We start from the raw sequence: 25,414 nt of genomic DNA, 5'->3' as shown, positions 1-25,414 counted from the left end.
GAGGAGCCGCAATTCAGAAGTCGAGCTCGCGCTCCAGGTCGTCCTGTTCCTGCTGAAAGCGTTCCCGTCGGTTCTCCTCCGCGGCTTTGTTCTCAGCCTCACCATGCTCCAACACCTCTGCTGCGAGATCCTCGAGACCGGCGATCTGATAATACTCGGACGCGGACTCGTAGTGCGCGCGAGCGTTTGCAGAATCTCCGAGTTTTTTCGCCCTGGCCTGTACCCGGGCCAGATGTGAGGCCGAATCCGCAAAGCGGTAATAGTCCTGGGCCAGTTCAAGACGATGGGGCGCATCGAGGGCGGCGAGACTGTCGCCCCGGTCGATGGCCCTCCGGGTCACCGCTGCCGTGCGTTCGCTGCGGGCCAGCTGCATCCAGGCCCTGGCACGCTCCAGCAGGGGGAGGGTGCCATCCGTGGCGCCCACTGGTCGAGCGGAGAAGGCGGTCTGCTCTTCATCCAGCAGTCGGTCGCCCTGGGTCTGGGCATTGGCTCGCAGTTCTTGCAGATAGCCGTCGACGACCTGCATTCGGGCAGCGTGCTCGGAGTCGGTGCCGTACTGGCTGAGCAGCGTGGATATGCCGGCTCCGGAGAATTCCGCTTCGACTCCGCTCTGTAGTTTGAAATCCGCGGGCTTTGCGCGGGCGCTCGCCATTCGAAGGCGACCGATTTCCGAAACCAGCTGGAACTGGCTGACATAGCGCTCGTACATGGCCTGGCGGATGTCGTAGAGCGCAGCGATGGCCGTATCGAAATTTCCGTTTGCTTCGGCGCGCGTGGCGACCGTGCGCGCTAACCGGATATAGGATTGATAGAACGTATCGGCTGACGGGCCCTGCCGGAAACAGGCACCTTCGTTGTTTTTGAGGATGCCGAACGCTTTCTCGGGATCACCCGCCTGCTCGGCAGCGATGGCACGGACATAGGCCTGCCTGGCGCCGTTTGCGGCTTCCCAGTTGGGGCACATCTCCCCCCCCGGATAGACCTCGATATCCGCGGCAGCGAGTGCAGAGACAGCCCACAGGATTGCGACGGTGTGCAGGATCATCGAAGACTCCAGACAATACGGATTTTTAGTTTTTCAGCAGATCCAGCGCGCTCTTCAGTCCGAAACGCTTCTTTTTTACCGGTTCTTCGGGGGCATCGTTGTCGCCTTCGTCGTTGTTGTCGCCGACGTCGTCTTCATCCTCGTCTCCGAGCGCGGCACCCAGCAGCATGCCCATACCACCCATCTTCGAGTAGCCGGCGGGCAGTTCGAACAGCGTCGGGTCCTGTGTACCCACGACAAGATCGCTGAGTTCGAGTTTTATGCGCGCCTTGCTGTCTTTTTCCACGGCCAGCGCATCCATCTTTATCAGAATGCCGTCGTCGGTGCGCCAGAAGAAACCGCCGAGTTTTTCGCCATTGGGATGACGCATCACCATTTTACTCCTGGTCGTGGCGACACCATTGATGGTTTCGCTGCCGACGTTGTCGGCCTGCTCGATCACGTAGTCGGCGAGATCGTCTCCGTCGTCCTGCTTCGGATCATCGAGAGACATCTCTACGTACATTTTCGTATCCGGAAACAGGTTCCACATCAGATTTCTGTCCCTGCGGATGATCATCACGACGCTGGCGCCGTCCATGATGAATTCCCGTCGCTCCCGATCGCGCGCCCAGGCTGCGGGGCCCTGCATGACGCCCTCCTGGGTCTCGAAGGAGAGATAGCCGCCGTATTCCACCTCGGGTGCCTGCATGGCCTGACTGGCGGCGCTGAGGAGCAGCGCGAAGGCCGACAAAATCACTCTCATTGGCAAACTCCGGATTGCATATCACACCTATGCTAGGTCTGACCCGGACCGCTGCCCATCAACCGAAAGTCTTAGTCCTCCTGTCCCATCGAGCTGTGCGCGGGACAGGGGCAACATGCCACATGGAGTTCCTCAGGGAGTAGTGCATTTGGACGGTCTGGACTCCGGTCCCGATTTCAGATCGAAGGCGCCTGACCGATCAGCGGGGGCGGTGTGGTGGCCAGGTCTGCTGGGCGCGCTGTTCGCGCTGGCGGGCGTGGCTGTATCTGCACAGGAAGCTGCGGCTCCGTTGACCTGGCTCGAGCTGCCGGCCACCTGGCTGCGCGGACAGGAAGCGGACGGCGTGGTTTCTGCAGTGCCCGGAGATCTCCTTGCCGGTACGTCCTTTCTGCTGCTGGTGGACCCGCCCCGGGAACTGCCGGGTGATCTCAATTCTGATTTAGCCGGTGCGATCGCCGATCTGGGTCCCTGGCGCGCCGTTGGACCGGAAAGCGTGCGGGAAACGTCGCAGGGCTGGGACTTCAGCCTCAGTGCGGGTGTGGCCACCCTCAATGGGGTGGATTACACGGCCCTGATTGCGCTCGCCCGACGGAACGAACGACGCGTGCGGTTCTGGGCCTTTGCGGACAGTGATGCAACCTACAACCGCCATCAGGCAGTGGTCATGGATGCCATCGCGAGCGTGCCGCGCCTGGATGCACAACACTCCGCGCGCGCTCCAGCGACAGCGACCTCCGAGCCGCTGTCGAACGCCCGGACCATAGATTCCGGTACCCGCGTTTTCCTCGGACTCGACCGAGGCTTGAGCGCCGGTGCTGGCGGAAACGCCATCGTCGATGCCGAGGAAGTCGATGTGCTGTTTGCCGATGGCACCTACCGCCGGCGACTGCCCGTGCGCGGGCTGGTTGCGGATATGAACTGGGATCGCAGCCAGCAGCCGGCAATGTGGGGGACCTGGCGCGCGCGGGACGACGAATTGATCTTTACCCGGGGTGACTATCGACAGGTGGTGCAACGGCATTCCGAGGGTTTTACCGATGACCGCGGCAGGTATCACAGACCGGTGGCGATGCCCGCTCCCCTGCGGCTCGATGGCAGCTACGCCCGTCTGGACTACCGGGATGCAGCGGCTCCCCGACTGATTCTTCACAGAGAGGGTCGCTACGAAGACCGCGGCGACTTCCTGCGCATGGTCGGTGCTGCCTGGCATCTGGTGGTACCCGATGGTGAGGCCATGCGCTCCCGCTGGAGTGACGCTGAAGCCCGGCGCGCCTTAGGTGGTGGTGCCGGAGTCTATCGATTCGAACTGTTCACCCTGGCCCTCGATGGCGATGATGGCAGACGCTGGCGCATTAACGCTCTGGTACCCCCCGGTCAGCACCCGGAGCAACCGCAGCAGCTGATCGTGAACGGACGGGTGCTGGCACGTGACTGATGCGCTCTGTCGACGGCTCGGGCAACTGCTGCTGTCGCTGCTGTGCACTTCCGCGCTCGGCGCGGAATACGGTGACTGGCACTACGAAGTGCCGCCCGGCTGGCGGGAAACCCTGCGTGGGACGGATCGGCTCGTCTACGAACCCGAACCCGGTTATCCGACCGCGGGTGCGGTGTTGACTCTCGAGCCGGGGCTCCCGCTGGCGGGATCCCCTGCGCAGGCGCTGGAAGCCCGCTGGCGTGAACTCATTGGTACCAGTCAGGTCGCGCGCATGATGGCCGACGAGCCGATGGAGTGGAATGAAGCGCTCCAGGGTCGGCGTCGCAGTGGCTATCTGGCCGGTCCGGAGGGTGAGGTGTTTGTTGCCCTCGACGCCTATCCCGTGGGGGAGCGGATGTACTTCGTCACCGCGCTCGGGAAGGATGAGATGGGTGAGATGCTGGTGAGTACCGCGGTCTTCACCCTCGGGCTGTCGATGGCGATTTCAGCAACCGCAGCGGATGGTGCGGCGGATCCCGGCGGGTCGCTGCCTCCGGATCCGGTGCCCGTGCAGGAAAGCCTGGTGGAGCAGATGGTGGCCCGGGCGCCTGCCGGCAGGCTCACCACCACTGCCGATTTCGATGAAATCGAGATGCCCGGCGCGCTGGCCGCCTTCCTGCAGCAGAACCGGCCCATCGTTGGCAGTGTGGATGCACGCACGACGACGGCGGCTGATGCACTGGCCGTTGCGCGGAGCCTGGTCGATGAGGTGATGTCGACCGCTCATCGGCAGCGGCTTGCCGGGCATCCTCCCTATGCGGATCGGACAGTGCTGATCAATGACTCGGCTGTGCTGCTGGTGCAGGGGCTGGTTGCGGAGTCTCTTGCGCGTCTGCTGCTGGCCGCGGAGCGCTGGCCGGAAGATCCTACGGTGCGCTTCAACCTGGCCAGCACGCTCGGCAACCTGGGCTATGCCAATGAATCTCTGGCGTTACTCGATGGACTGCAATCTGCGGGTCATTTCCCCGCCCAGGCTTTCGGCATCGGTGGCGCAGCCTTTCTCGACTATGCCAGGGCAGCATCGCTCATGGTTCTGGGTGACACTGTCGCGGCGGAGCGGTTGCTGGCGGGGGTATTCGCCGAGCACCCGGGATTCGGCGAGGCTGCCCTGGCGCTTGCCCTGGCCGAGAGCGCAAACGGCAAGGATGCACAGCGTGCCTTCGTTGCCGGTTACTTCCGGCGCCCGTCTGCCGCCACGATTGCGACACCGGCGTCCGGACAGGGTACAGGCGAATCCGGCGGCGCGGCTGCGCCGGGTAATGCGAACCCGGTTGCTGCAGCCCCCGAGTCAGGCAGGGTGGAAAATCAGCTTCTGCAACTCGACGCGGTGCATTTCGTGGATGTGGCCAAGGGCGAGCGCGGCGTTCTCCCGGCAATCCACCAGCCTGAGGGCATATCCAGCCAGATCGACTACCGCAGGACGGTGCTTGCCATGTGGCCGGGCGAGCAGGCCAGGCTGGTTGCGCTGACCCGGGTGCGCAATCGACTCGCCAGGGCCTGGCCGAAGGGAGATCTGACCGCGCAACAGCTGCGTCGCTACCGGGAGATCAGCAACCGGTGGTCCGAAAGTGGTGCGCCAGTGGAGGAGATCGCGCAACTGCTGCGGCTGCGTAATAAGGCTGTGAAGAGTGCGACCGAGACGGACGATCTGATCGAGAAATATTACGAGCGTCAGTTTCTCGAAATCTCCCGCAGATTCGTGAAGGACGACGCCAAGTTCTGTGCAGCACTCATCAATCTGGTGGATGAGGTGAGTGCCCGGCAACGCAAGGATGTGCAACTCGTCGATTTCCGGGAGCGTCGCCTGCACGCCGCCTGGCATCAGTACGCGACCGCTCTGGGCAGTCTGGTCACCGACCCGGGCTTCCGTGCCTATCTGAACGCGGAACTGCAGCTGGCCAATATGACCTGGTACAACAGTCTGCTCACCAACATGCTCGAAAGCACACATTATGCGGAAGCGGTCGTGGATTGTGCGCGGCCGCCTCCCTCGGACGCAGCCATCCAGCCGGGTGGTGACAGTGCTCAAGTCGCCCGCTGCGATGACGCCGACAGCCAGAGCGGTGTGTCTACGACAGTCGGTGCGGTGTCAGTGAGCGTTGGCTGCGATGGCATACAGGTGGTGTTGAATGCCGACCTCGGGCCGCTTGAACTGACTGCCGATGTGCAACTGGATGAGTCGGGAAAGCTGAAGAGTGTCACCAGCAGTGGTGAAGTGGATGTGGGTGTGGTGAAAGTCTCGGGAGGCAGCTCGACGGACAGCACCGGCACTGTGACACAGCGAACGGCCGGTGGTGGTGTCGATCTTGGCGTGGTGGCGGTCAGTGGTGAACGGACCGAGGATGGTCAGGGTAACTTCCGCAAGGCCAGCGGTGGTGTTTCCGGCGGCGTCGGTCCGGTGAAGCTCTCCGCCAGAGGCAGCGCCAACTCGAAAGGGGATGTGAGTCTCTATGCCGGATCGAAACTTGGGGGCAGTGGTTCCGGTGCGGGTGCCACGGTAGCGGCCGAGGTGAGCGGCGGGGTCACCCTCTCGGGCAACGTGTCGCGCGGCAGTGTCGACAGTGTCGCCTTTCAATCAGGCGCCAGTGCGTCGCTGTCTGCGGGTGGTGCCTCCGTCACGGCGCAGACATCGAGTACGTTTGTGGTGGTAACAGCGCCCACTCTGCAGCGCGGGTCGCAGTGACCGACCTGGCCGGTCAGTCCGCCGACTGCAGCAGTCCCAGACGCCCCGCCTTGACCATCGCCTGGGCCCGGCTGCTCACATCGAGCGTGCGGAAGATGGCACCCAGGTGCGCTTTCACGGTCGCCACCGAGAGATTCAGGTCCCGGGCGATTTCCTTGTTGTTGCTGCCGCCTACCATGAGTTTGAGCACGTCCATCTGGCGGGGTGTCAGCTGGTTGTGCTGTACGGCCGGCTCCTGCAGCGCGTGCAGAAGGGTGAGTGGAACATAGACCCCGCCACCCAGTACCAGCTGGATCGCATGGCGCATCAGATTTGCGGTTTCGCTTTTCGGAATGTAGCCCGACACCCCGGCCTGCAGGACCTGCTGCATTTCCTCCGGGTCTTCGACCGCGGAGATTACCAGGATCGGGATCCCCGGCGCCCGGCTGATCAGCTCACGCACGGATTGCATACCCTGCATGCCCGGCATACGCAGATCGAGCAGCAGCAGGCCGATGTCCGGATTGCTCTGTGCCTGCACCAGCGTCTCGGGAAAATCCCAGGTTTCAATGAGCTGTGCTGCCGCATCGAGACTGCTGAGGAGATGGGCGAGTCCGTCCCGGTACAACGCGTGGTCGTCGGCGATCAGGTACTTCAATGGTGTTGCAGATCTCCTCAGGTGAAGCAACGGCAGACTTAAGACGGGTCTTAAGCCTGCAGACGAATATACAAACCCGCTTGCTGCCAGACAATGCTGCGAAGTGGTTACGGAGCACGTACATGTCCCGATGGGTATCGATCCTCTGCCTGGTGACAGCGTGTCTTCTGCTCAGCCGGGCGTCGGCTGAGGAAGCCGCCCCGGAGCGTTCGACCGAGGGCCTGTCTCAGGATCAGTCGGAGCTCAAAGCCGAGACAGGGGACGACGACATCGATGACCTGATCGTGGAGCGCGTCCTGCCTCGAAGGCGCGTCGGGGAATCGATTCAATCAATCGAAGGGACCCCTCAGCGGCCGATTTCGGATGCAGCACCCGATCCCGGGGTGGGCCCGGAGCCTGCTGCGCGCTTCAAGCCCGGCAAAGAAATGAAGTACGGTGGCGGCGCTCTGACAGGAACCCCGACCAGAGGGGTCAACTGCGGAACCTTCTGGACCGGCTGGGTCAATACCCAGGAGCCGGACGTGAATCCCTGTCCAGCAGGCTGCAGCCGGGGTGAACGCCTGCAGCAGCGTGCGTACAAGCAGGAAGGTGAGACCCTCTATGATGTGCAGTATCAGTGTCTGGGTGTCGCAGGCTCGACCGGCACAGTACCCGACCAGCAGTCAATCGGCAGGGCTGCTGTCGACGCGGTGGTGGTGGGTTCCCTGACGCCAGCCGCGGGGCCCTGGGGCACGAAAGTCACCTTGAGCGTGCCTGGAGTGACTGCAGAAAGCTACGTCCGGGTCGAGTGGTATCCGGATGATGATGCCGGCCAGATGCTCGCCGGCATGCTCAGCGCCACCGTGCGGCGTCGCACCCCACCGGACCAGCTGGAAATCGAAATGCCCTTCGGAGCCGGTGGTGCCGAGGGTGCGGTGGTCCGGGTTTTTACCTTTCCTGCAGCCGGTGCCGAACCCGCCTTCGTCGGCCGTTTCACCATCGGTGCGGCACCGGCCAGGCTGAATGCCCCCTCCCGGTTCAGTCCAGCTGTCGGGACGCCGGTGCCTCCGGGAGCGCCGACCCCTGCCGGTACACCCTCTGCAGCGGATACCCCGGCCACTTCTTCAGCCAGTCCGTCCGGTGTGCGACCAGTCGGCACGGTGACGGCGCAGACCCTGGGTCAACCCGCAGTGCCGGCGGTAACAGCGCCCGCGGGACCGCCAGGCGGCGTGCCACCAGCGGCGGCGGTACGTGGGGCGGACAATGTCGAGCCGCTGCAGGTGCGAATTTCGGCCGCGGTACCTGCACTGATTGCAGTCAGTGCTACCCCCCACTCCGTCGAGGTCCGCTGGCGGCCGGTACCTGGTGCGGACACCTATCAGATACACGCGACTGAGGCGGGTGCGAATCAGCCGTCTGTCGGACCGCTCGTCGCAGCAGAAGCAGGGGCGGCGGAAATGTCCGGCAGTCTTTCCGGACTCACCCCCGGCTTCGGCTACAGTGTCTGGGTGCGGGCCAACTATCCGGACGGGCAGTTCGCTCCCAGTGAAATCCGCGAGGTCACGCTTGCCGATCCAGTGAATCCCGACAATCTGCAGGCAGTGCGGGAAGGTGAGCGGGGGGTGCGTCTGACCTGGAATCCGGTGCCCGGTGTGGCCGGCTATCGGGTGGAAGGACCGAACGTCCCCGCAGGGCAGGTCCAGACCGCATTTCTCGTAGTGCCCGATCTCGGTGACGGCGACCACCGGTGGCGGGTGATGAGCGTTTATGGCCGTGGCGTCTACAACGACGTCACCGCACGCAGCGTGGGGCTGCTGATCGAGTCCCGGGCAGCCATGGTGGAGCGGGCCTTCAATGCCGGTCAGGCCAGCTATCCGAATGCGGGTCCTGATCCCGCACGCTGGAAGCGCCTGGCACTGGAATCTGACCTTGCCTATGAGCGGCTCGTTGCATCCTTCGCCTCTATCTGGGTAGTCACCCAGGCGTATCAGTATCTGCTTGAACGGGATCCCGGCTACGCGGAGGTGCGCACGGCTATCGAACAACTCGATGGCGGGCGATCCTGGCGCGAGGTCTGGCGCACCGTTGCCCAGTCAAATGAGCGGGATCAGAAATTCGGTCACTGGGCGCCGGCGCCGCTGATTGATCTGGGTCAGGCTCGGGTTACCTTCGGGCAGTCTGGCCTGAACAATGGCCAGGCCTGTTTCGGGGGCTTAGGTGATGGCTGCGATTCGCCGGAGGTGGGCGAGCCCGAGTGGGATACCGGCTTCGCGCTACCGGATGGCACCCGGATGGGTTTCGTCACGGTGAACGTTGCGGTGGGGAGTATCCTCCACGACAACGCCTGCCTGCAGAACCGCAATGGGCTGCACTGTGACAATCAGGCCTGGCACTGGGTAGCCGAACATCTGCCGTCTCCGCTCGTGGCCAATGCCATCTCCCCGGCCGCGATTGAGTGGAACAAGGCGTCGTGGAATGTCTTCGATGGTCGCAAATGGCGGACACGCTTCGGACCCTATCCTATTGATAAAAACCTGCGCCGCGCCGACTGGTATGACGATCTGCGCGATGCGCCAGCGAGAACGGCCTATATGGCGCCCGTTTACGCGACCTTCACCATCCCGGTGCAGAATCAGCGCTATGCGGGCAGGGAAACCCGCAGGACTCTGGGCATTCGTGCGCCGGCGGGTACTTCCCTGGATTCGAAGGACGCGGAATTCTGCAGCGGTGGCGCTTTCTCCCGGACAGAGTCATTCATCGGCAAAGCGGACTGGGGCTATTGCCGTTAACCAGGCCTGGATCACCCGTCCTTCGCCGCGCAGATCGACGTAGCACAACCAGTGTTCAGTCCAGGTGCCAGTCCAGCTCGAATCCGCCGTGTCCGTCTTCTCCCAGCATCGCAGCGAGGCAGGGCAGCGCCGTCTCAAGTACGGGCGGTAAGGTGTAGGGCGGATTGATGATGAACATGCCGCTGCCCCACATGCCGGGGCCGGGCTGGCGTGTCCACAGTTCTGCGTGCAGCCAGGTGTTCATGTTGAGCCGACGCAACCGCTGCGGCAGTCGGCCCGCCGCGGCGGTCTCGAGCAGGGGATACCAGATCGCATAGGTACCGGTCGGAAAACGTTGCAGTGCGTCTTCGAGTGTCGTGATCACTGTTAGGTAGTCGGCTTTCACTTCGTAGGAGGGGTCGATGAGCACCAGTGCCCGACGCGGCTGCGGCGGCAGATGGCCGCGCAGACTCTGCAGACCGTCGGTCTGAGCGATGACGGCGCCGTCCTTGCCGAGGCTTTTCTCCAGCACCGCACAATCCGCCGGGTGCATCTCGTGGAGCCAGAGTTGGTCCTGGACTCTGAGGAGCCGCTGCGCGAACCAGGGAGACCCGGGGTAGCGGATTAATTTGCCATCCGGGTTCAGTTCACTGACCAGCTGCCGGTAGTGCTCAATGACTTCCGGCAGATCGGAGCGTTCCCATAAGCGACCGATACCACCGCGGTACTCACCTTTACGGGCTGCGAATCCGCTGGCGAGGGCATAGACCCCCGCCCCTGCATGGGTGTCGATGTACCAGCAGGCTTTTTCCTTCCGGGTCAGATACTCCAGCAGTTGCACGAGGATCAGGTGCTTGAGCACATCGGCCGGACTGCCGGCATGGAACGCGTGGCGGTAGCTGAGCATTCTGGCTCCGGGGCCTGATGGGTCGGTGCAGGATACCCTGTCATCCGGTGGAAAGGCTGAGCGCCGGTTGACGCGTCCTCCGGCCTCGTATATCCGTGTCGGATGCAATCGGAATGGAGAACCCATCGTGCAATCGACAATCCTGCAGAGCAGGCGCCAACTATTGGCGGTGTGTGTACTGCCGGTCCTCGCGCTTCTCGGGCCAGCCCCCATCCAGGCGGCCCGGTCCGTCAACGACACACCGACCACAGCGCAGGCGGGCGACGGCGCATTCATCTCCTGGGTTGAACACCGTATAGACGACGAAGGCGTGAACGGTGGCATCGCCATCCGCGGCGGCGATGGACTGGAGATGGCAGACATCGACCGGGACGGCTACCCGGACATCGTTTCGGTACACGAGGATTCCCACCACCTGCGCATTGCCTTCGGTTCTGCGGATCCTGATCGCTGGCAGCACATCACCGTGGCCCGGGGTTCGATAGTCGGCGCCATCGAAGATGTCGCGGTGGGTGATCTCAATGGCGATGGCTGGCTGGATCTGGTGGCAGCCTGCGAAGAAGCCCATCTCGCCTATTTTCAGAATCCCGGTGCAGCGGCCCGCACCGCGGACTGGCCGTGGCTCATTCCCGAGGCCGCCACCGGCAGGGGCTCCTGGCTGCAGGTGGCGGTCGCGGATCTCACCGGTGATGGCGCGGTCGAAGTCATCGCAGCCAACAAGGGATTTGCGGATGTGGTGCGTCTGCCCGAAGGCCAGCGGGTCGACAACCCGACATCGATGTTCCGGATTACAGGAGATCCTCTCAACGGCGCAGCCTGGCAGGAGCAGGTTCTGATGCGCGACGGTATCCCCAATCAGGCGATCGTCGTGGATGCCGACGGTGACGGGCGTGCGGACGTGCTCGCCGCCAGCCGGCTGGATAACCGCATGATGCTGCTGCTGAACCGGGGTATTGACCGGGAGGGTCGTGTGCAGATTGACCGCCAGCCGCTCGCGCTCAAGGCGGGTTTTCCGGTTGCCGCGGGCTGGCGTGGTGCTGCCAATGCCTTCAATGCGGAGTTTGCCGATCTGAACAGGGACACACGCCTGGACCTGCTGGTGAATGTCCTCGAGTTCGATGGCGCCGACCCGATGTGGCAACACACCGGTCTCGCCTGGCTTGAACAGCCGGAGGATCTGCAGGCGCCCTGGATCGTTCACCGCATCGGCACCCTGCTGCCGGATTGGGTGATCGGTATCGGCGTGGGTGACATCGATGGTGACGGGGATCTGGATGCCATCGCCGGCGGTTATTCCGGGCTCAACGTATTGCAGGGCGGTTATTCCGGCGCCTCCCGGGATGAGGATGATGCTTCGGTCACCGCCGCATCCTCGGTAGCGCGTATCGCCTGGTTCCAGAATCCCGGCGATCCTGCCGCCGAGTGGATGAGGCATGACATCTCCCGACGGGTTCGCGGCATGTACGATGCCTTCCTGGTTCGGGACATGGACGGTGATGGCGATGCGGATCTCGTCGCCACCCGCGGCAACAGTGGCGAATTCGACGGCGTGTTCTGGCTCGAGCAGCGGCGCAGTGTGGAGCCACCGCCGGCTTTCGCCGCTGCGCGCACGCAGGACAGCCGCGCACTGCCGCTGCCCCCCGTCGACTGGCGCGACCGTTACGACGCCGATGTGGAATACGTCGCGCCCAACAAAGCGGCACAGAAGGCCGCGCTGGAGGAGTGACGCTCGCGGTTCATCCGGTAACAGGAGAAGGGGGTCGGTTGCGGCATCGACCTCAGATCTGATAACCGTCGCCGTCCACCGCAAAATCCTCGAGAAACGTCTTATCGTCCACCACTCTGAGCGCCACGATGTCGCTCTTGGAGACGATGACGATGGAGGGATCCACCCGCACACAGGTTCCTGCATAGGTGCCGCCGGCCGTGAAGGTGCACAGCTGCACCCAGTTGTCTTCGATGTGCGGCAGCGGGAACAGTTCCTGATACATGAGGTTGCGGCTGTCGAAATTGCCATCCGTTTCCAGCATGAGGCTGTCGTTGGCATCGAACAGAGCGATGTTGGCGCCGCAGCGGCCGACGATGGGCTTGCGCACATAGCCGTTTGCACGGATCTCATCGGTCAGTTCATAGCTCGATTTGAGCAGGTAGGGCTGATCGTCGAACAGTTGCGAGAGGATGGGCAGTATGGCCTTGTTGCTGGGAATGAGTGTCCAGAGGGGCTCGAACACCATCACTTCGGGTCGCAGCAGTACGTCCACCAGTCGTGGCGCCTGGCTGCGCTTTTTGCCGGGCTCGTAGGAATTGAGCCGCTCTTCGTCGTCCTCGCATTCCTCGCGGATCTGATCCAGCGCGGTCTCCCAGGCCCAGGTCTTCCACACCCACCTGATGGCGACGCCGTCCGCGTCGACGATGTTGCCCGCTTCGGTCCAGCGCAACCCGCTCACACCGAGCTGCAGTTTGCTGGTGATGCCGGCCGCGGTCATGGCTTCCTGCATGAACAGAGCATGGAAGGTCTCTTCCATGTCGTCGTCGATCATGATGTGGAGCACATCGTCCACTTCGCTGTCCTTCCAGGCCTCCGCCAGATCGGCCAGCAGCCGGGCCCCGGGATCCCGGCCGACATCGCAGCCGAAGTGCTCGGCCCACTTCCCCTGCACCTTGCCGGTATCCATGTGACAGGAGGCGGAATCGCAGTTGTATTCGTAGACCTTCATGCCTTTGTCGGTGAGTGCGAAGTCGAAGCGGCCGGTGATGGTCTGATTGCGCCGGTTGGCCCAGGACTGGCGGATCTTCGGCCACAGTACCCGGGGAATGTTGAACTTCTCCAGGGCTGAGTCATCGTGCAGGGCGAACTCGGTGGCGTGCAGGAACATCGCATGCAGTTCATTGGTCGCCCGGCGCAGCTCGGCCAGGGTCGATTCGGAGATCACATAGTAGAGATGCTGGTTTTCGTCACGGGCGGCGAGGCGGTGTCCACCCATCATTGCCACGTAGGCCGCTTCGTCCGGGTTGGCGATATTCAGCCAGGATTCCCGGGTCTGACCGGTATCCGGCACGCGACGCGCGTGAATCTGGAACAGGCGAGGATCCGGCCTCTCCAGGGGTTCGGACTCGCTGGCGTCGTCGGTCTGGATCACCCAGCCGAGAATGGAGGCATCACCGAAGGAACAGCGCACCCAGTAGCCGCCGTCTTCAGTGATGCGCGCATCGATCTCCCGGGAGTAATTCTGACCCTCAGGCCACATCCGGTGTCCGACATTCTGTTCCGCGAGCCGGATGCGATCCGCATACACCTCGGTGACGATGGCCACGTGGCCGGTGCGTTCGAATTCGCCGCCTTCGCTCCAGATCATCATGCTGCCGGGTACGGGATGGCGGCGCGAACCATTGGGGAAGGCGTGCAGCGGCAGCACTCGATCGTTGCGGACATCGCGGATGCTGCGCAGGCGGAAGATCTCGTAGGCCATGGCCACGTCGTCGAAGATCCAGCCGTTGTTCAGATACATCCAGCGGCGGGCGAATTCCACACACTGCCACTTGTAGCCCATGTAGATGCCGTCGAGGTAGTTGCGGTAAGCGCTGCGGGAGGGCAGCAGGCGATCGTCGGCGGTGTCGTAGTCAGACGAATACACCTCGACACCGCCAGGGGCGATACCGAGTAGGGTTCCGAAAGGGGCGGGGCCTGCCTTCTGCTCTGGGGTCATGGTGGTCCTGATCTGTCCGTGTCGTGCATCCGGGATTGGCTGTAAGTGTTGACGCAGTGTAGCCGTCGATACTCGACGACTTTTCTACATCAACCTGCGGTCTCAGACCATGCCGGCATCCGGTTAGTCACCTCGAGCCTGATCAGACTGCTCTTCCTTCAGCCGCATGGGCGAGGCCAGATCCGGATACTTGCCATGGGCATCTTTATAGAAGTCCCGGATCTGATCCATATCGGCGCTCACATTTCCGGTCAGGTGCAGCGCCCGGCCGAATCCCCCAACCCGGGTTCTGTAGTTCAGATGGCCGAGTACGACAGGCACCCCCGCGGCCATGGCAATCCGATAGAAGCCGGACTTCCAGTGCGGCACATAACCTCGGGTGCCTTCGACCGGAACGGTCAGAATCAGCTTTTCCGATTCCGCGAAGCGTTGGGTCAGTCGTGCGACCAGATCGGTACTGGTGGAACGATCCACCGGGATACCACCGAAACGGCGGAAGATGGTGCCGAAAGGCGGGATGAACATGGCGTCTTTTGCGAACCATGAGATGCGCACACCGCAGCGCACGGCAATGGCCATGACCCAGACAAAATCCCAGTTGGAAGTATGGGGAGCAGCTACCAGTACATAGCGGGGCAGATCCGGTGGCTGACCGGAAATCTTCCAGCCGCCGAGCCAGAGCAGAAACCGTGCGACGGACTTGATGATGCAGGACCCCGGATGAAATCGTGGTGCAGTATACGGCACGCACTGCACAAACAGCCGATTGAGCCCTTGACATATCCCCGTCTGCGCCGCAATCTCCGCGCCGCGTGTCGAACGCGCAACCCGGGATAAACCCCGCGGTCACCTCGATACCCCTCTACTAACAAATCACAGCCTTCCTATTTTGCGCGTGGGTGGCCAGCTTCACGCGTCCGTGCTGCTCGTTGCAGACGGCGTTTTATTATCAGGAAGAAAACTTGAATCAGGACAATTTTGCCCCCCTGGGTCTCAGCGGGAAATTCTGCCGTGCAGTGGCGGAAGTCGGTTACGAAACCCCCACCCCCATCCAGGCCCTCTGTATCCCTTATCTGCTCGAAGGTCGCGATCTGCTCGGTATTGCCCAGACTGGTACCGGGAAGACGGCCGCCTTTGCATTACCGATTCTGCAGCGCCTCGACGAGGCCCGGCTGCCGGCCCGTTCGCGGAAACCGCGCGCGCTGATTCTGGCGCCAACCCGGGAACTCGCCTTGCAGATATCCGGGGAATTCGAACAGTTCGGTCGACACGCCAGACTGCGTCATGCCTGCATCTTCGGTGGTGTCGGTGCCCAGCCGCAGATCAAGGCCCTCAATCAGGGCGTGGACATCCTGGTGGCAACACCGGGTCGACTGCTCGATCTGGCATCCCAGCGTTTTCTGGATCTTTCGGAAGTCGAAGTTCTGGTGCTGGATGAAGCGGACCGCCTGCTCGACATGGGCTTCATTCGCGATGTGCGAAGGATCGTCAACCAGACACCGAAATCACGGCAGTCGCTGCTGTTCTCCGCCACTATGCCCAGGGAAGTGTCCCAGCTTGCCGAGGAGATTCTGAAAAATCCGCAGCGGGTGGATGTATCGCCGAAGGAAGTGACGGTCAAACAGATCGATCAGCGGGTGGTGATGGTCGACAACGGCCGCAAGCTGCGTGTGCTCGAACGGCTGCTGCGGGACGATGAGGTATCACGGGCCATCGTCTTCACCCGCACCAAGCATGGCGCCAACAAGGTGGCCAGACAGCTCGGGAATGTCGGCATCGGCGCCGAAGCCATCCATGGCAACAAGTCCCAGGGTGCCAGGCAGCGGGCCTTGAAAAGTTTCAAAGATGGCGAAGCCTGGGTACTGGTGGCCACGGACATCGCCGCACGCGGTATCGACATCGACGCAGTTTCCCACGTCTTCAACTACGAACTGCCCCATGAGCCGGAAAGCTATGTGCATCGCATCGGTCGTACCGGTCGTGCTGGCGCAGCCGGGGTAGCCTGGTCGCTCGTGGATCCGACCGAACGCCCCCGCCTCAAGGCGGTGGAGCGGCTGATCAAGCTTTCGCCCAGGCACGTCCAGGTGGACCTGCCACCTTCCGAGCGGGACGCCGTGGAAGTGGATGCACCGGGGTCCGGGAACAATGGTTACCGGCGCAGCAACACGGGGACAGGGCGCACGGACACCGCGCGTTCTGACGGAAGCCGCCGTGCGAATGCGGGCAGAAACACCGCCGGTGCAAATACAGCCGGCCCGGCCCGCGAGGGTGCAGGTGTTGCCGCGGGCGAAGGTTCACCGCGTCGCCGCTCGCGGCGCAGAAATCGCCGTCCGGCCGCCTGAGCGCGAATGGACAGAGATCATCACGAATCGGAATAGCGGGATCAGCAAGACAATACTTGCCCTGCTGAGAAGAAGAAACCGGGGAGGAGGATCGACGCACCCACTCGGTGAAGAGTGAGTGCGCTCGGCCAATTCAGCCGTAGAGGATTATCTCCGAAAGGCGCCGCTTGGTGCAGGCGCCTGTCGTGAAGAGTCTTCTACCAGCGACCGCCACCGCCGCCGCCGTCACGGCCGCCGTCACGACCACCACGACCGCCACCGCCGCCATCACGACGGGGCTGCTGCTCGTTGGCTTCGTTGACACGAAGTGCACGGGACTCGATCTGATGTCCGTTCAGTTCCGCAATGGCCTTCTGGCCATCTTCGCGGGACATCTCAACGAAGCCGAAACCCCGGGAACGCCCGGTGTCACGGTCGGTGATGACGCGGGCGGAGGTGACAGCACCCACACCGCTGAACAGTTGCTCGAGATCGGCGTCCGTGGTGCTCCACGGCAGATTGCCTACATATAGTTTCATTCAGTCAAACTCCGCACTCATATGAGTCAGTCGTTGTGCGAATCCCACCTTAGAATCCATTCGCACAGGTTTTTGCCCCGTCGGCACCATGCCTGGGGGATCTTGAGAAACGATTGCCGACGACTGATTAGAGAATGAAACTCAGATAGAAGTTCGGGGCAGGGGTCTCCAGAGGCTGGCGAGTATAAAGCACTATTTCCGTGCAGGCGAGCGCTTGTTTCAGGGGTGACATCACGGATTCTGCGGGCTCCAGAGGCGTTTTCCGGTACCCGGCGGTCAGCGCATCTGCGCGAAACAGGTCCGCAGTTCCTTCACGAACAGCTCCGGCTGTTCGAAGGCTGCGAAGTGACCGCCCCGATCGAGCTCATTCCAGTAGACGATGTTGGTATAGCGCTGCTCGGCCCAGCTGCGCGGGGTTGCCACGATTTCCTTCGGAAATATGCTGCAGCCGGTCTGCAGGGTCACGGTCCTTGCGGCATCACCGCTGAAAGCTTTGTTGAAGCTTTCCCAGTAGAGACGGGCGGAGGAGGCGCCGCTGGCGGTGAGCCAGTAGAACATCACGTTATCCAGCAGCTCCTCCCGGGTGAGGACGTTTTCCGGGTGACCCTGACAATCGGTCCATTCCAGGAATTTCTCGATGATCCAGGTCGCCTGGCCGATGGGCGAATCCACCAGCCCGTAACCGAGGGTCTGGGGTCTGGTGGCCTGCTGTTTGGAGTAGCCCGCACCCCACTCCTGGTAGTACTGGCCTCCCGCCAGAGCCAGCCTGTCCCGCTCTGTGGGATTGGCGAGGGCTTCCGGGGTGGGCCGGGCGCTCGGCATGTTCACGTGGATGCCGCGACAGTTGCCGAGATTCTGCAGGCCGATGGCGGTGGTCACCGCCGAACCCCAGTCTCCGCCCTGGGCGAGATAACTTTCATAGCCCAGTCGCAGCATGAGCTGGTCCCAGACCGCCGCGATTTTTTCCACACCCCAGCCTGTGGTGGTGGGCTTGCCGGAAAAACCGTAGCCCGGCAGCGAGGGGCAGACAACGTGGAAAGCGTCTTCTGCAGAGCCGCCATGGGCAACCGGGTCCGTCAGCGGACCGATCACCTTGTGGAACTCGACCACCGATCCCGGCCAGCCGTGGGTGATCAGCACCGGCACGGCATTCGGGTGTGGACTGCGGACATGGATGAAGTGAATGTCGAGCCCTTCGATGGCAGTGATGAACTGGGGAAATCGGTTGAAGTAGGTCTCCCGACTGCGCCAGTCGTAGTCATTGAGCCAGTAGTCGCGGATCTCCCGGGCATAGGCCAGCGGCACACCCTGGCTCCAGTCATCCGGCGTTTCCGCATCCGGCCAGCGGGTGTGCTGCAGGCGCCGGTGCAGGTCGTCGATTTCGGCGGCGGCAATGTTGATCTTGAATTCGCGGATGTCGGTCATCGTCTTGTTCCTCGGATCTTGATTTTCGGTTCCCTGCCCTCGAAGATCTAACCTTCTTTTTTTTTGTCCCCGCGCCCCCGCGCCCCCGCGCGCCGACCGGAGAAGCTCAGGCTTCGAAATACCAGTCGAAGTCCACCGGCGGAATCTGGGCAAGATAAGTGTTGTATTCCGCACGCTTGAGCACCGAATAGAGGTGCATGAACTGGGGGTCGAAGTATTTCGGCAGGATTTCCGCGGCCGACCAGACATCGATGGCGGTATCCCAGCCGGCGGGCAGGTAGTCGTGCTGCTGTTGCCGGTAGGTGTTGCCGGTGGCGGCAGGTGGCAGTTCCGCCTTAGTGTCGAGTCCGTGCAGCGCGCCCGCAAGCACCGCGGCGGCAACCATATAGGGATTGGTATCGGTGGAGGCAACCCGGTGTTCGAAACGGGCATCGCCGTCGTTGGGTATGCGGATGGCAACGGAGCGATTGTCACGACCCCAGGAGGCGGTGACCGGCGCGTAGGCGTTGGGCAGAAAGCGTCGATAGGAGTTGCCATGGGGGGCATTGGCCAGCATGGCTTCGGCGAGGGTGTCGAGCACACCGCCGATGGCGTTGGCGAGCAGCGGATTTGGCCCGTCGTCGTCCTTGAAGATTCCGGCGCCTTTTTCATCCACGAGACTCACATGCAGATGCAGCCCGTTGCCGGAAAGATCGGCAAAGGGCTTGGCCATGAAGGTGGTGAGCAGGCCGTGTGCGGGAGCCAGGTTACGCAGGGTGCGTTTCACCAGGCTGACATCGCGGCACAGCCGGGAGATGTCCCGGTGATGATGCAGGGTGATTTCGTACTGGCCGGGTGCTGCTTCGGAGGATACTGCTTCGGCTTCGATGCCCAGCGACTGCAGGGCCACCTCGGCGGCGTCAAAAAAGGGTGCGCTGTCGTCCAGCTCCTTCAGGCCGTAAACCTGGGAAGTGAGCTGCTGGCGGCCGGAGATGGCGCCCCGTGGGAAGGATCGGTCCTGGTCGAGCAGATAGAACTCGAGTTCGATGCCCGCATCGACCTGCAGTCCTTTTTTCTGAAACCGCTCCAGCATGATCTCGAGCTGGGTCATCGGGTCAGCAAAGGCGCTTTCACCCTGGGGGTTGAGCATGTCGAGCTGGGCCAGCGCCAGGGTGGGATCCCAGGGTGAAATGGCCAGGCTGTCGGCCAGCGGCCGGCAGGCATAGTCCATGTCGCCGGTGTCGAGTCCGAGCCCGGTTTCTTCCACTGTATTGCCGGTGATGTCACTGGCGAAGATGGACAGCGGCAGTCTCACACCGCTCGATGCCGCGCTGATGAGCTGCCTTGCGCTGATGCGTTTGCCTCTGAAGAAGCCGTTGAGGTCGATGATATAAACGTCCACCCGCTTGATTTCGGGATGGACCTCAAGGAATGATGCTGCGGCTTCGGGGGTTAAATACATGGGAGGCGATTGTATGCGAGGTGGGCTGGAAAGGGCAGGTATCGGAGCAATCGCGCTGGTCTGGATGATCGCCGGTTGCAGTGGCAGAGAAGCGGTCGATCAGATATTGAGTGGCGGGGTGATTTACACCATGAACGCCGCGACACCGCGTGCCGAAGCCATGGCCATACGCGACGGACGCATCGTTGCCCTGGGTTCAGACGATGACATTCTTGCTCGATTCAGTGGTCCGCAACGCGATCTCGGCGGCGCCATGGTGCTGCCCGGATTCCACGACGCTCACGTGCATCCGATTGGTGCAGGTATCGATCTGCTGCGCTGCGACCTCAGCGGCAGCAATACGGTGGAGGAAACTCTCGCCACCATCACCGAATGCGATCGGCGCGATCCGGGCGACCACTGGCTGCTCGGTGCGGGCTGGAGCCTGGGACTGTTCGCTGACGCGAACCCGCACAAGTCCCTGCTGGATGAAATTGCGCCGCATCGACCGATTCTGCTGCAGGGCGCTGATGGCCATTCTTCCTGGGCGAACAGCCGGGCCCTGGCCGAGGCGGGTGTGGAGACAGAAACCGTGAGTCCTCCGCTCGGTATCATCGAGCGAAATGCGGCCGGTGAACCCAGTGGTACGCTCCGTGAGACAGCCCAGCAGCTGGTGTGGGATGTGGCGCCGGAGCCATCTGATTCGGATCGGGAAGCAGCCCTGCTGCGGGCGGTGCAGGTGCTCAACAGTGTCGGGGTCACGTCAGCAATCGGCGCGGCTGTGGATACCCGGGGGCTGGCGCTGTATCGGCGCCTCGCCGATGCGGGACGGCTGAACCTGCGTTTCGTTGCCTCCATGGGCGGCTATGAAATGGCCGCAGTCGATAATGCCGATCCCGCGACCCGGGGCACGGGGTCGAGAGTGCGCAACGATGCGGTGAAAATATTTGCAGACGGGGTGCTCGAAGGGGAAACCGCTGCATTGCTCGAACCCTACCTCGGTGCCCGGGGTGGTCATACCGGGGCGCTGAATGTGCCGGTGGATGAACTGAATGAAAAAGTGATCGCGCTGGATGGGCGCGGTATCCAGGTGCATGTGCACGCCATTGGTGACCGGGCGGTGCGGGTAGCACTCGACGCCTTCGAAGCAGCGCACGCCGCAAACGGCACGACGGACAACCGGCATCACATCGCCCACCTGCAGCTGGTGCATCCGGATGACTATCCGAGATTTGCAGCACTCGGGGTGGCTGCAGACTTTCAGGCGGTGTGGGCCTACCCGGACGAATACATCACCGACATCAATACCGATCAGGTGGGAGAAGCGCGGGTGCAGCTGATGTACCCCATCGGTTCTCTGGAGCGTGCGGGTGCACGGATCGTCGCCGGCAGTGACTGGAATGTGTCCACACCCAGCCCGCTGCTGGCCACTGAAGTAGCAGTGACCCGCAGCGATCCGCGGGGGATCAGACCCGGGGTACTGAATGCCAGCGAAGCCGTCAGCCTGGACACCATGTTGCGGGCATACACGGTCAATGGCGCCTGGCTGATGCATCAGGAGCGGGACACCGGTCAGCTCAATCCCGGTATGTATGCTGACCTGGTTGTGCTCGAGCGGGACCTCTATCAGGTGCAGCCAGCAGAGATCGGCGAAGTGAAGGTGCTGGCCACCTTCCTCGAAGGCGTAGTGGTCTACGAGGCTGCCGCACAGTAGTCGCGCGCTTCAGAGTCTGTCCAGCAACGAGTACCAGCTCATACCGGCGACCAGTCCCGGCCAGCGCAGCCAGCGGCCGCCCGGAAAACGGGGTACCGGCACCCGGCTCATGAGCTCGAAGCGCTCGCTTTTGCCGGTCAATGCCTCCGCCAGCAGTTGACCGGCCAGATGACACATCGCTACACCCTGGCCTGAGAATCCCTGTGCGAAGACACAGGTTGGGGTGAGATGGCCGACATGGGGCATGCGATTGAAGGTAATGGCCAGTGTGCCGCCCCAGGTATGGTCCAGCCGGGCCTCTGCCAGTTGCGGATAGACGGCCACCAGTCGGGGTCTGACTCTGGCAGCTATGTCTTTTGGCAGATGCCGGGAATAGTTTTCGCCACCACCGAACAGCAGCCGGTTATCCCGGGTGAAACGGAAGTAATTCACCACGAAGCGGCTGTCAGCTACTGCCACACGGCGCGGACACAGATCTGCAATCGTCTGTTCCGAAAGTGATTCGGTGGTCACGATGAAATTGTTGATCGGCATGATGTAGGCGGCGAGCCCGGGCACCAGATTGCCAAGGTAGCCGTTGGTCGCGATGATCAGGCGGTCCGCGCGTACTTCACCCAGCGCGGTGCGGATGTGGTGTCTTTCCGCCCGATGTTCGATCGATTCGGCGCGTGAGTGCTCGAAAAGATCTGCACCAGCTCCGTGCGCCGCGCGCGCCATGCCGAGGGCCAGTTTGAGTGGATGCAGATGGCCGTTGTTCCAGTCCACGTAACCGCCGTGGTAGGCGTGGCTGCCAATGAGTGCGGCAAGGCCGTCCCTGTCCAGCTTCTCGATGCCCGGTTCCTGGTAGTTCCGGCTGAGCTTGTCCGCCAGTTCATGATAGTCATCAACATGGCGGGCGCGGTGTGCGGCGATGACGATACCCGGGGTGTAGTCGCAGTCGATGCTGTGGGTGTCGATGAGCGACTTCACCAGATCCCGTGCTTCGTTACCCAGCGCCCAGAGACGCCTGGCCGTGTCGTGATCGAACTGCCCTTCCAGCCAGTCCACGTCCTGGCGTTGACCGCCGTAGAGCTGGCCGCCATTGCGCCCGGAAGCGCCACTGCCAATCGCGCCGGCTTCAAGGAGCACCACGCGAAGGCCCCGGTTCGCCAGATGCAGAGCGCTGGACAGTCCGGTGTACCCGCCTCCGATGATGCACACATCAGTATCCATGGACCGGTCAAGGGCGGCGTACTGCGGTCGTGAAACCGTGGCTTCGTAATAGGAGTTGTTCTGCTCTGGCGCGGCCATTGGGGAAGCTTAGCGGATTCTGTAGACTAGCCGCACTTCCACAGCACCTGAGGCTTTATGAGTATCGAGCCCGCAACCTGGCTCAAAGAAAACCGAATTGATGAAGTGGAGCTGCTGATACCGGACATTGCCGGTGTTGCCTGTGGCAAGTTCATGCCGGCGAGTAAATTTCTCGATCTCGATCACCGACTCCCCGAATCCATATTCATTCAAGCCATCACCGGTGACTATGTCGACGATGTGTTCGAACTCGACCGGGACATGGTGCTGCAGCCGGATATGGCAACGATGCGCCGGGTGCCCTGGACGGACGAACCGACCTGCTGTGTCATCGCCGACTGCTACCGTCACGATGGCACCCCGATCGACATTTCTCCCCGGCAGGTTCTTAAAAACGTGCTGGCCCTTTATACGCAGCGCGGCTTGCGCCCTGTGGTCGCGCCAGAGGTCGAATTCTATCTGGTGAAGAAGAACATCGACCCGGACTATCCGCTGGAACCACCCATCGGCCGTTCCGGTCGCCCCGAAGTAGCCGGTAAGCCCTATTCAATTGATGCGGTGAACGAATTTGATCCGATCATTGAAGACATCTACGACTACTGCGAAGCAATGGATATCGATGCGGACTCCCTGTCTCACGAAGCCGGTGCCGGGCAGCTGGAAATTAATTTCAATCACGGCGATCCGCTGTCTCTCGCCGACCAGGTGTTTCTGTTCAAACGGGTGGTGCGGGAAGCGGCGCTGAAACACGGCATCTATGCGACTTTCATGGCAAAACCCATGGCCAAGGAGCCGGGCAGTGCGCTGCATCTGCATCAGAGTGTGATCGATATCGCGACAGGTAAGAACATCTTCTCCGATGAGCGTGGCGAAGACACCGCCGCGTTCTCGGCTTTCATTGGTGGACTGCAGCGCTATCTGCCGGAAGCGTTGCCGATGTTCGGACCCTATGTGAACTCCTACCGACGCTTTACCCGGTTTCTCATGGCGCCGATCAACGTCCACTGGGGTCGCGACAACCGCACCGTGGGCCTGCGAGTGCCGATATCCGATGCGAAGAACCGGCGCATAGAGAATCGGGTAGCGGGATCGGATACCAACCCCTACCTCGCGATCGCCAGTTCGCTCGCCTGCGGTTATCTGGGACTGACCGAAAACCTGAAGCGGGGTGAGATGGTCGAGGGGTCCGCCTACGATCTGCCGCCCTCGTTTACCCGGGATCCGGATCACGCACTGGATCTGTTTGTGAACTCCAAGGCGCTGACCCGCATCCTCGGTGAGGACTTCGTGAATGTGTATGCCGGGATCAAGCGGATAGAAGCTGAAACCTTTTTCCAGGTGATCAGTCCCTGGGAGCGTGAGTATCTGTTGCTGAACGTATGAAAACGATCAAGAAGCGAAGCCTCGACGCCTGGCAGGCAGCGGATGCTGCTCACTACCTGCATCCCTTCACCGATCATGGTGCTCTGCGGCAGAAAGGGTCGCGAATCATCACTCGCGGTGAAGGGATCTACATCTATGACATCACCGGCCACAAGATACTCGACGGCATGTCGGGTCTGTGGTGTGTGAATCTGGGCTATGGTCGCCAGGAGCTGATCGATGCGGCAACACAGCAGATGCAGGAGTTGCCTTTCTACAACAGTTTTTTCCAGTGTGCGCATCCGCCAGCCATACGGCTGGCCGAGCTGATAGCTGAGATCAGTCCCGCGCACATGAATCAGGTGTTCTTTACCGGCTCCGGATCGGAGGCCAATGACACCGTGCTGCGCATGGTGCGCTACTACTGGGCACTGCAGGGTCAGGCCGAGCGTCAGATTGTGATCAGCCGGGAAAACGCCTATCACGGCAGCACCATGGCCGGGGCGAGCCTGGGCGGCATGTCGGCCATCCAGTCCCAGGGCGGACTGCCGATTCCTGGAATCGAACACATCTGCCAGCCCTACCATTTTGAATACCAGGGCAACAAGTCGGCGGACGAATTCGGACTGGAGTGTGCCAGAGCGCTGAAGGAGCGCATCGAGACTCTCGGCCCGGAGAAGGTCGCCGCCTTCATAGGTGAACCGATTCAGGGTGCGGGGGGTGTAATCATCCCGCCGGCCTCTTACTGGCCGGCGATACAGAAGGTCTGTGATGAATACGGCATCCTGCTGGTGGCGGATGAAGTGATTACCGGTTTTGGCCGTACGGGTCACTGGTTCGCATCCGACTACTACGGCATCAAGCCTGACCTAATGCCAATCGCCAAGGGTATGACCTCGGGCTATCTGCCCATGGGCGGGGTGGTAGTTGCGGATCGGGTGGCCGAAGTCCTGCAGCGCGGTGGTGAGTTCTACCATGGCTTCACCTACTCGGGTCATCCGACCTGCGCGGCGGTTGCGATCAGAAATATCGAGATCATGCGGGATGAAAAGATTGTCGACCATGTCCGGGATGTCGCGGCCCCCCATCTTGCGAAAATTTTCCGGAAACTGGGTGAGCATCCGATTGTTGGTGAAGCGAGGAGCCTTGGTCTTCTGGGTGCCCTCGAGCTGGTCTCTGACAAAAAGACCCGAAAACGGTTCGAACCAAAGGGTCGGATCGGCGAACTCTGCCGGGATCTTGCCGTGGATAACGGTGTGGTGATGCGTCATGTCGGCGAATCCCTGATCGTCGCACCCCCGCTGATATCCACCGTCGCCCAGATCGATGAACTGGCCGAACGTGCCTGGAAGACACTGGACGACGCCGCTCGACTGATCGGCACGCTCTAGCCCGAAA

At 62.2% G+C, this 25,414-nt stretch carries 18 protein-coding genes; 8 read left to right on the top strand and 10 right to left on the bottom strand.

What is annotated here, in order from left to right:
- Positions 1-13: 13 nt before the first annotated feature.
- Together R3E82_10440 and R3E82_10435 are read right to left on the bottom strand one after the other, a co-directional pair.
- Positions 14-1,045: a hypothetical protein gene (locus R3E82_10440; GenBank protein MEZ5551298.1), complete on the bottom strand. Its 1,032-nt coding sequence runs from the start codon at positions 1,043-1,045 to the stop codon at positions 14-16.
- A gap of 25 nt (positions 1,046-1,070) precedes the next feature.
- A complete protein-coding gene (locus tag R3E82_10435; protein MEZ5551297.1) occupies positions 1,071-1,790 on the bottom strand; it encodes a hypothetical protein in 720 nt (239 codons plus the stop codon).
- A 148-nt stretch (positions 1,791-1,938) separates the two neighbouring features.
- Between R3E82_10435 and R3E82_10430 the strand changes: the two genes are divergently transcribed.
- On the top strand, positions 1,939-3,225 hold the full coding sequence (locus R3E82_10430; protein MEZ5551296.1) for a hypothetical protein: 1,287 nt from the start codon (positions 1,939-1,941) through the stop codon (positions 3,223-3,225).
- Complete coding sequence (locus R3E82_10425) at positions 3,218-5,947, top strand: hypothetical protein (protein ID MEZ5551295.1); 2,730 nt, start codon at positions 3,218-3,220, stop codon at positions 5,945-5,947. The genes R3E82_10430 and R3E82_10425 overlap by 8 nt, the downstream gene beginning before the upstream one ends.
- 13 nt (positions 5,948-5,960) lie before the next feature.
- Here the strand turns inward: R3E82_10425 and R3E82_10420 are convergent, their stop codons facing one another.
- Positions 5,961-6,584 carry a response regulator transcription factor gene (locus tag R3E82_10420; protein MEZ5551294.1) on the bottom strand — a complete coding sequence of 208 codons (624 nt, stop codon included), beginning with the start codon at positions 6,582-6,584 and terminating at the stop codon, positions 5,961-5,963.
- Between the two features lie 122 nt (positions 6,585-6,706).
- Between R3E82_10420 and R3E82_10415 the strand changes: the two genes are divergently transcribed.
- Positions 6,707-9,352, top strand: coding sequence for a hypothetical protein (locus R3E82_10415; protein ID MEZ5551293.1), 2,646 nt, complete (start codon positions 6,707-6,709; stop codon positions 9,350-9,352).
- Between the two features lie 55 nt (positions 9,353-9,407).
- On the opposite strand, the gene rlmJ is transcribed toward R3E82_10415, so the two are convergent.
- Positions 9,408-10,238, bottom strand: a complete 831-nt coding sequence (gene rlmJ / locus R3E82_10410) for a 23S rRNA (adenine(2030)-N(6))-methyltransferase RlmJ (protein MEZ5551292.1) — start codon at positions 10,236-10,238, stop codon at positions 9,408-9,410.
- 127 nt (positions 10,239-10,365) lie between these two features.
- Here rlmJ and R3E82_10405 point away from each other — a divergent pair, with 127 nt between their 5' ends.
- Positions 10,366-11,964, top strand: coding sequence for a VCBS repeat-containing protein (locus R3E82_10405; protein ID MEZ5551291.1), 1,599 nt, complete (start codon positions 10,366-10,368; stop codon positions 11,962-11,964).
- Between the two features lie 52 nt (positions 11,965-12,016).
- Here the strand turns inward: R3E82_10405 and gss are convergent, their stop codons facing one another.
- Together gss and R3E82_10395 are read right to left on the bottom strand one after the other, a co-directional pair.
- Positions 12,017-13,945, bottom strand: coding sequence for a bifunctional glutathionylspermidine amidase/synthase (gene gss / locus R3E82_10400; protein MEZ5551290.1), 1,929 nt, complete (start codon positions 13,943-13,945; stop codon positions 12,017-12,019).
- Between the two features lie 123 nt (positions 13,946-14,068).
- Positions 14,069-14,692 (bottom strand): 1-acyl-sn-glycerol-3-phosphate acyltransferase, encoded by a 624-nt coding sequence (locus R3E82_10395; GenBank protein MEZ5551289.1) that lies wholly within the window; start codon positions 14,690-14,692, stop codon positions 14,069-14,071.
- A gap of 215 nt (positions 14,693-14,907) precedes the next feature.
- Between R3E82_10395 and R3E82_10390 the strand changes: the two genes are divergently transcribed.
- Positions 14,908-16,287, top strand: a complete 1,380-nt coding sequence (locus tag R3E82_10390; protein MEZ5551288.1) for a DEAD/DEAH box helicase — start codon at positions 14,908-14,910, stop codon at positions 16,285-16,287.
- A 197-nt stretch (positions 16,288-16,484) separates the two neighbouring features.
- Here the strand turns inward: R3E82_10390 and R3E82_10385 are convergent, their stop codons facing one another.
- The 3 genes from R3E82_10385 to R3E82_10375 all read right to left on the bottom strand — a co-directional run bounded on the left by R3E82_10385 (position 16,485) and on the right by R3E82_10375 (position 19,671).
- A complete protein-coding gene (locus R3E82_10385; protein ID MEZ5551287.1) occupies positions 16,485-16,805 on the bottom strand; it encodes an RNA-binding protein in 321 nt (106 codons plus the stop codon).
- Between the two features lie 276 nt (positions 16,806-17,081).
- The gene (locus R3E82_10380) at positions 17,082-18,230 is read right to left on the bottom strand and encodes an epoxide hydrolase (GenBank protein MEZ5551286.1); all 1,149 of its coding nucleotides are present in this window, start codon (positions 18,228-18,230) and stop codon (positions 17,082-17,084) included.
- A gap of 106 nt (positions 18,231-18,336) precedes the next feature.
- The gene (locus tag R3E82_10375; GenBank protein ID MEZ5551285.1) at positions 18,337-19,671 is read right to left on the bottom strand and encodes a glutamine synthetase family protein; all 1,335 of its coding nucleotides are present in this window, start codon (positions 19,669-19,671) and stop codon (positions 18,337-18,339) included.
- A gap of 13 nt (positions 19,672-19,684) precedes the next feature.
- On the opposite strand from R3E82_10375, the gene R3E82_10370 reads away from it, so the two are divergent.
- Entirely contained in the window at positions 19,685-21,364 is a 1,680-nt protein-coding gene (locus R3E82_10370; protein MEZ5551284.1) for an amidohydrolase, read from the top strand.
- A 9-nt stretch (positions 21,365-21,373) separates the two neighbouring features.
- Here R3E82_10370 and R3E82_10365 read toward each other — a convergent pair whose 3' ends face one another.
- On the bottom strand, positions 21,374-22,654 hold the full coding sequence (locus R3E82_10365) for an FAD-binding oxidoreductase (protein ID MEZ5551283.1): 1,281 nt from the start codon (positions 22,652-22,654) through the stop codon (positions 21,374-21,376).
- 57 nt (positions 22,655-22,711) lie between these two features.
- Between R3E82_10365 and R3E82_10360 the strand changes: the two genes are divergently transcribed.
- A complete protein-coding gene (locus tag R3E82_10360; GenBank protein MEZ5551282.1) occupies positions 22,712-24,037 on the top strand; it encodes a glutamine synthetase family protein in 1,326 nt (441 codons plus the stop codon).
- Positions 24,034-25,407 (top strand): aspartate aminotransferase family protein, encoded by a 1,374-nt coding sequence (locus R3E82_10355; GenBank protein ID MEZ5551281.1) that lies wholly within the window; start codon positions 24,034-24,036, stop codon positions 25,405-25,407. Before R3E82_10360 ends, R3E82_10355 begins: the two co-directional genes overlap by 4 nt.
- Positions 25,408-25,414: the final 7 nt, after the last annotated feature.

The organism is Pseudomonadales bacterium, assembly GCA_041395945.1.
Lineage (GTDB): Bacteria > Pseudomonadota > Gammaproteobacteria > Pseudomonadales > Azotimanducaceae > SZUA-309.
Note: the sequence above shows the minus strand (reverse complement) of the source record. Positions and strands in the feature narration are given on the sequence as shown.

Bases quoted from the DNA above. Each gene is read 5' to 3' on its own strand.
- R3E82_10385 (MEZ5551287.1), bottom strand. From the start codon at position 16,805: ATGAAACTATATGTAGGCAATCTGCCGTGGAGCACCACGGACGCCGAT.
- R3E82_10355 (MEZ5551281.1), top strand. From the start codon at position 24,034: ATGAAAACGATCAAGAAGCGAAGCCTCGACGCCTGGCAGGCAGCGGAT.
- R3E82_10370 (MEZ5551284.1), top strand. From the start codon at position 19,685: ATGCGAGGTGGGCTGGAAAGGGCAGGTATCGGAGCAATCGCGCTGGTC.
- R3E82_10365 (MEZ5551283.1), bottom strand. From the start codon at position 22,654: ATGGCCGCGCCAGAGCAGAACAACTCCTATTACGAAGCCACGGTTTCA.
- rlmJ (MEZ5551292.1), bottom strand. From the start codon at position 10,238: ATGCTCAGCTACCGCCACGCGTTCCATGCCGGCAGTCCGGCCGATGTG.
- gss (MEZ5551290.1), bottom strand. From the start codon at position 13,945: ATGACCCCAGAGCAGAAGGCAGGCCCCGCCCCTTTCGGAACCCTACTC.
- R3E82_10360 (MEZ5551282.1), top strand. From the start codon at position 22,712: ATGAGTATCGAGCCCGCAACCTGGCTCAAAGAAAACCGAATTGATGAA.
- R3E82_10440 (MEZ5551298.1), bottom strand. From the start codon at position 1,045: ATGATCCTGCACACCGTCGCAATCCTGTGGGCTGTCTCTGCACTCGCT.
- R3E82_10415 (MEZ5551293.1), top strand. From the start codon at position 6,707: ATGTCCCGATGGGTATCGATCCTCTGCCTGGTGACAGCGTGTCTTCTG.
- R3E82_10380 (MEZ5551286.1), bottom strand. From the start codon at position 18,230: ATGACCGACATCCGCGAATTCAAGATCAACATTGCCGCCGCCGAAATC.
- R3E82_10435 (MEZ5551297.1), bottom strand. From the start codon at position 1,790: ATGAGAGTGATTTTGTCGGCCTTCGCGCTGCTCCTCAGCGCCGCCAGT.
- R3E82_10375 (MEZ5551285.1), bottom strand. From the start codon at position 19,671: ATGTATTTAACCCCCGAAGCCGCAGCATCATTCCTTGAGGTCCATCCC.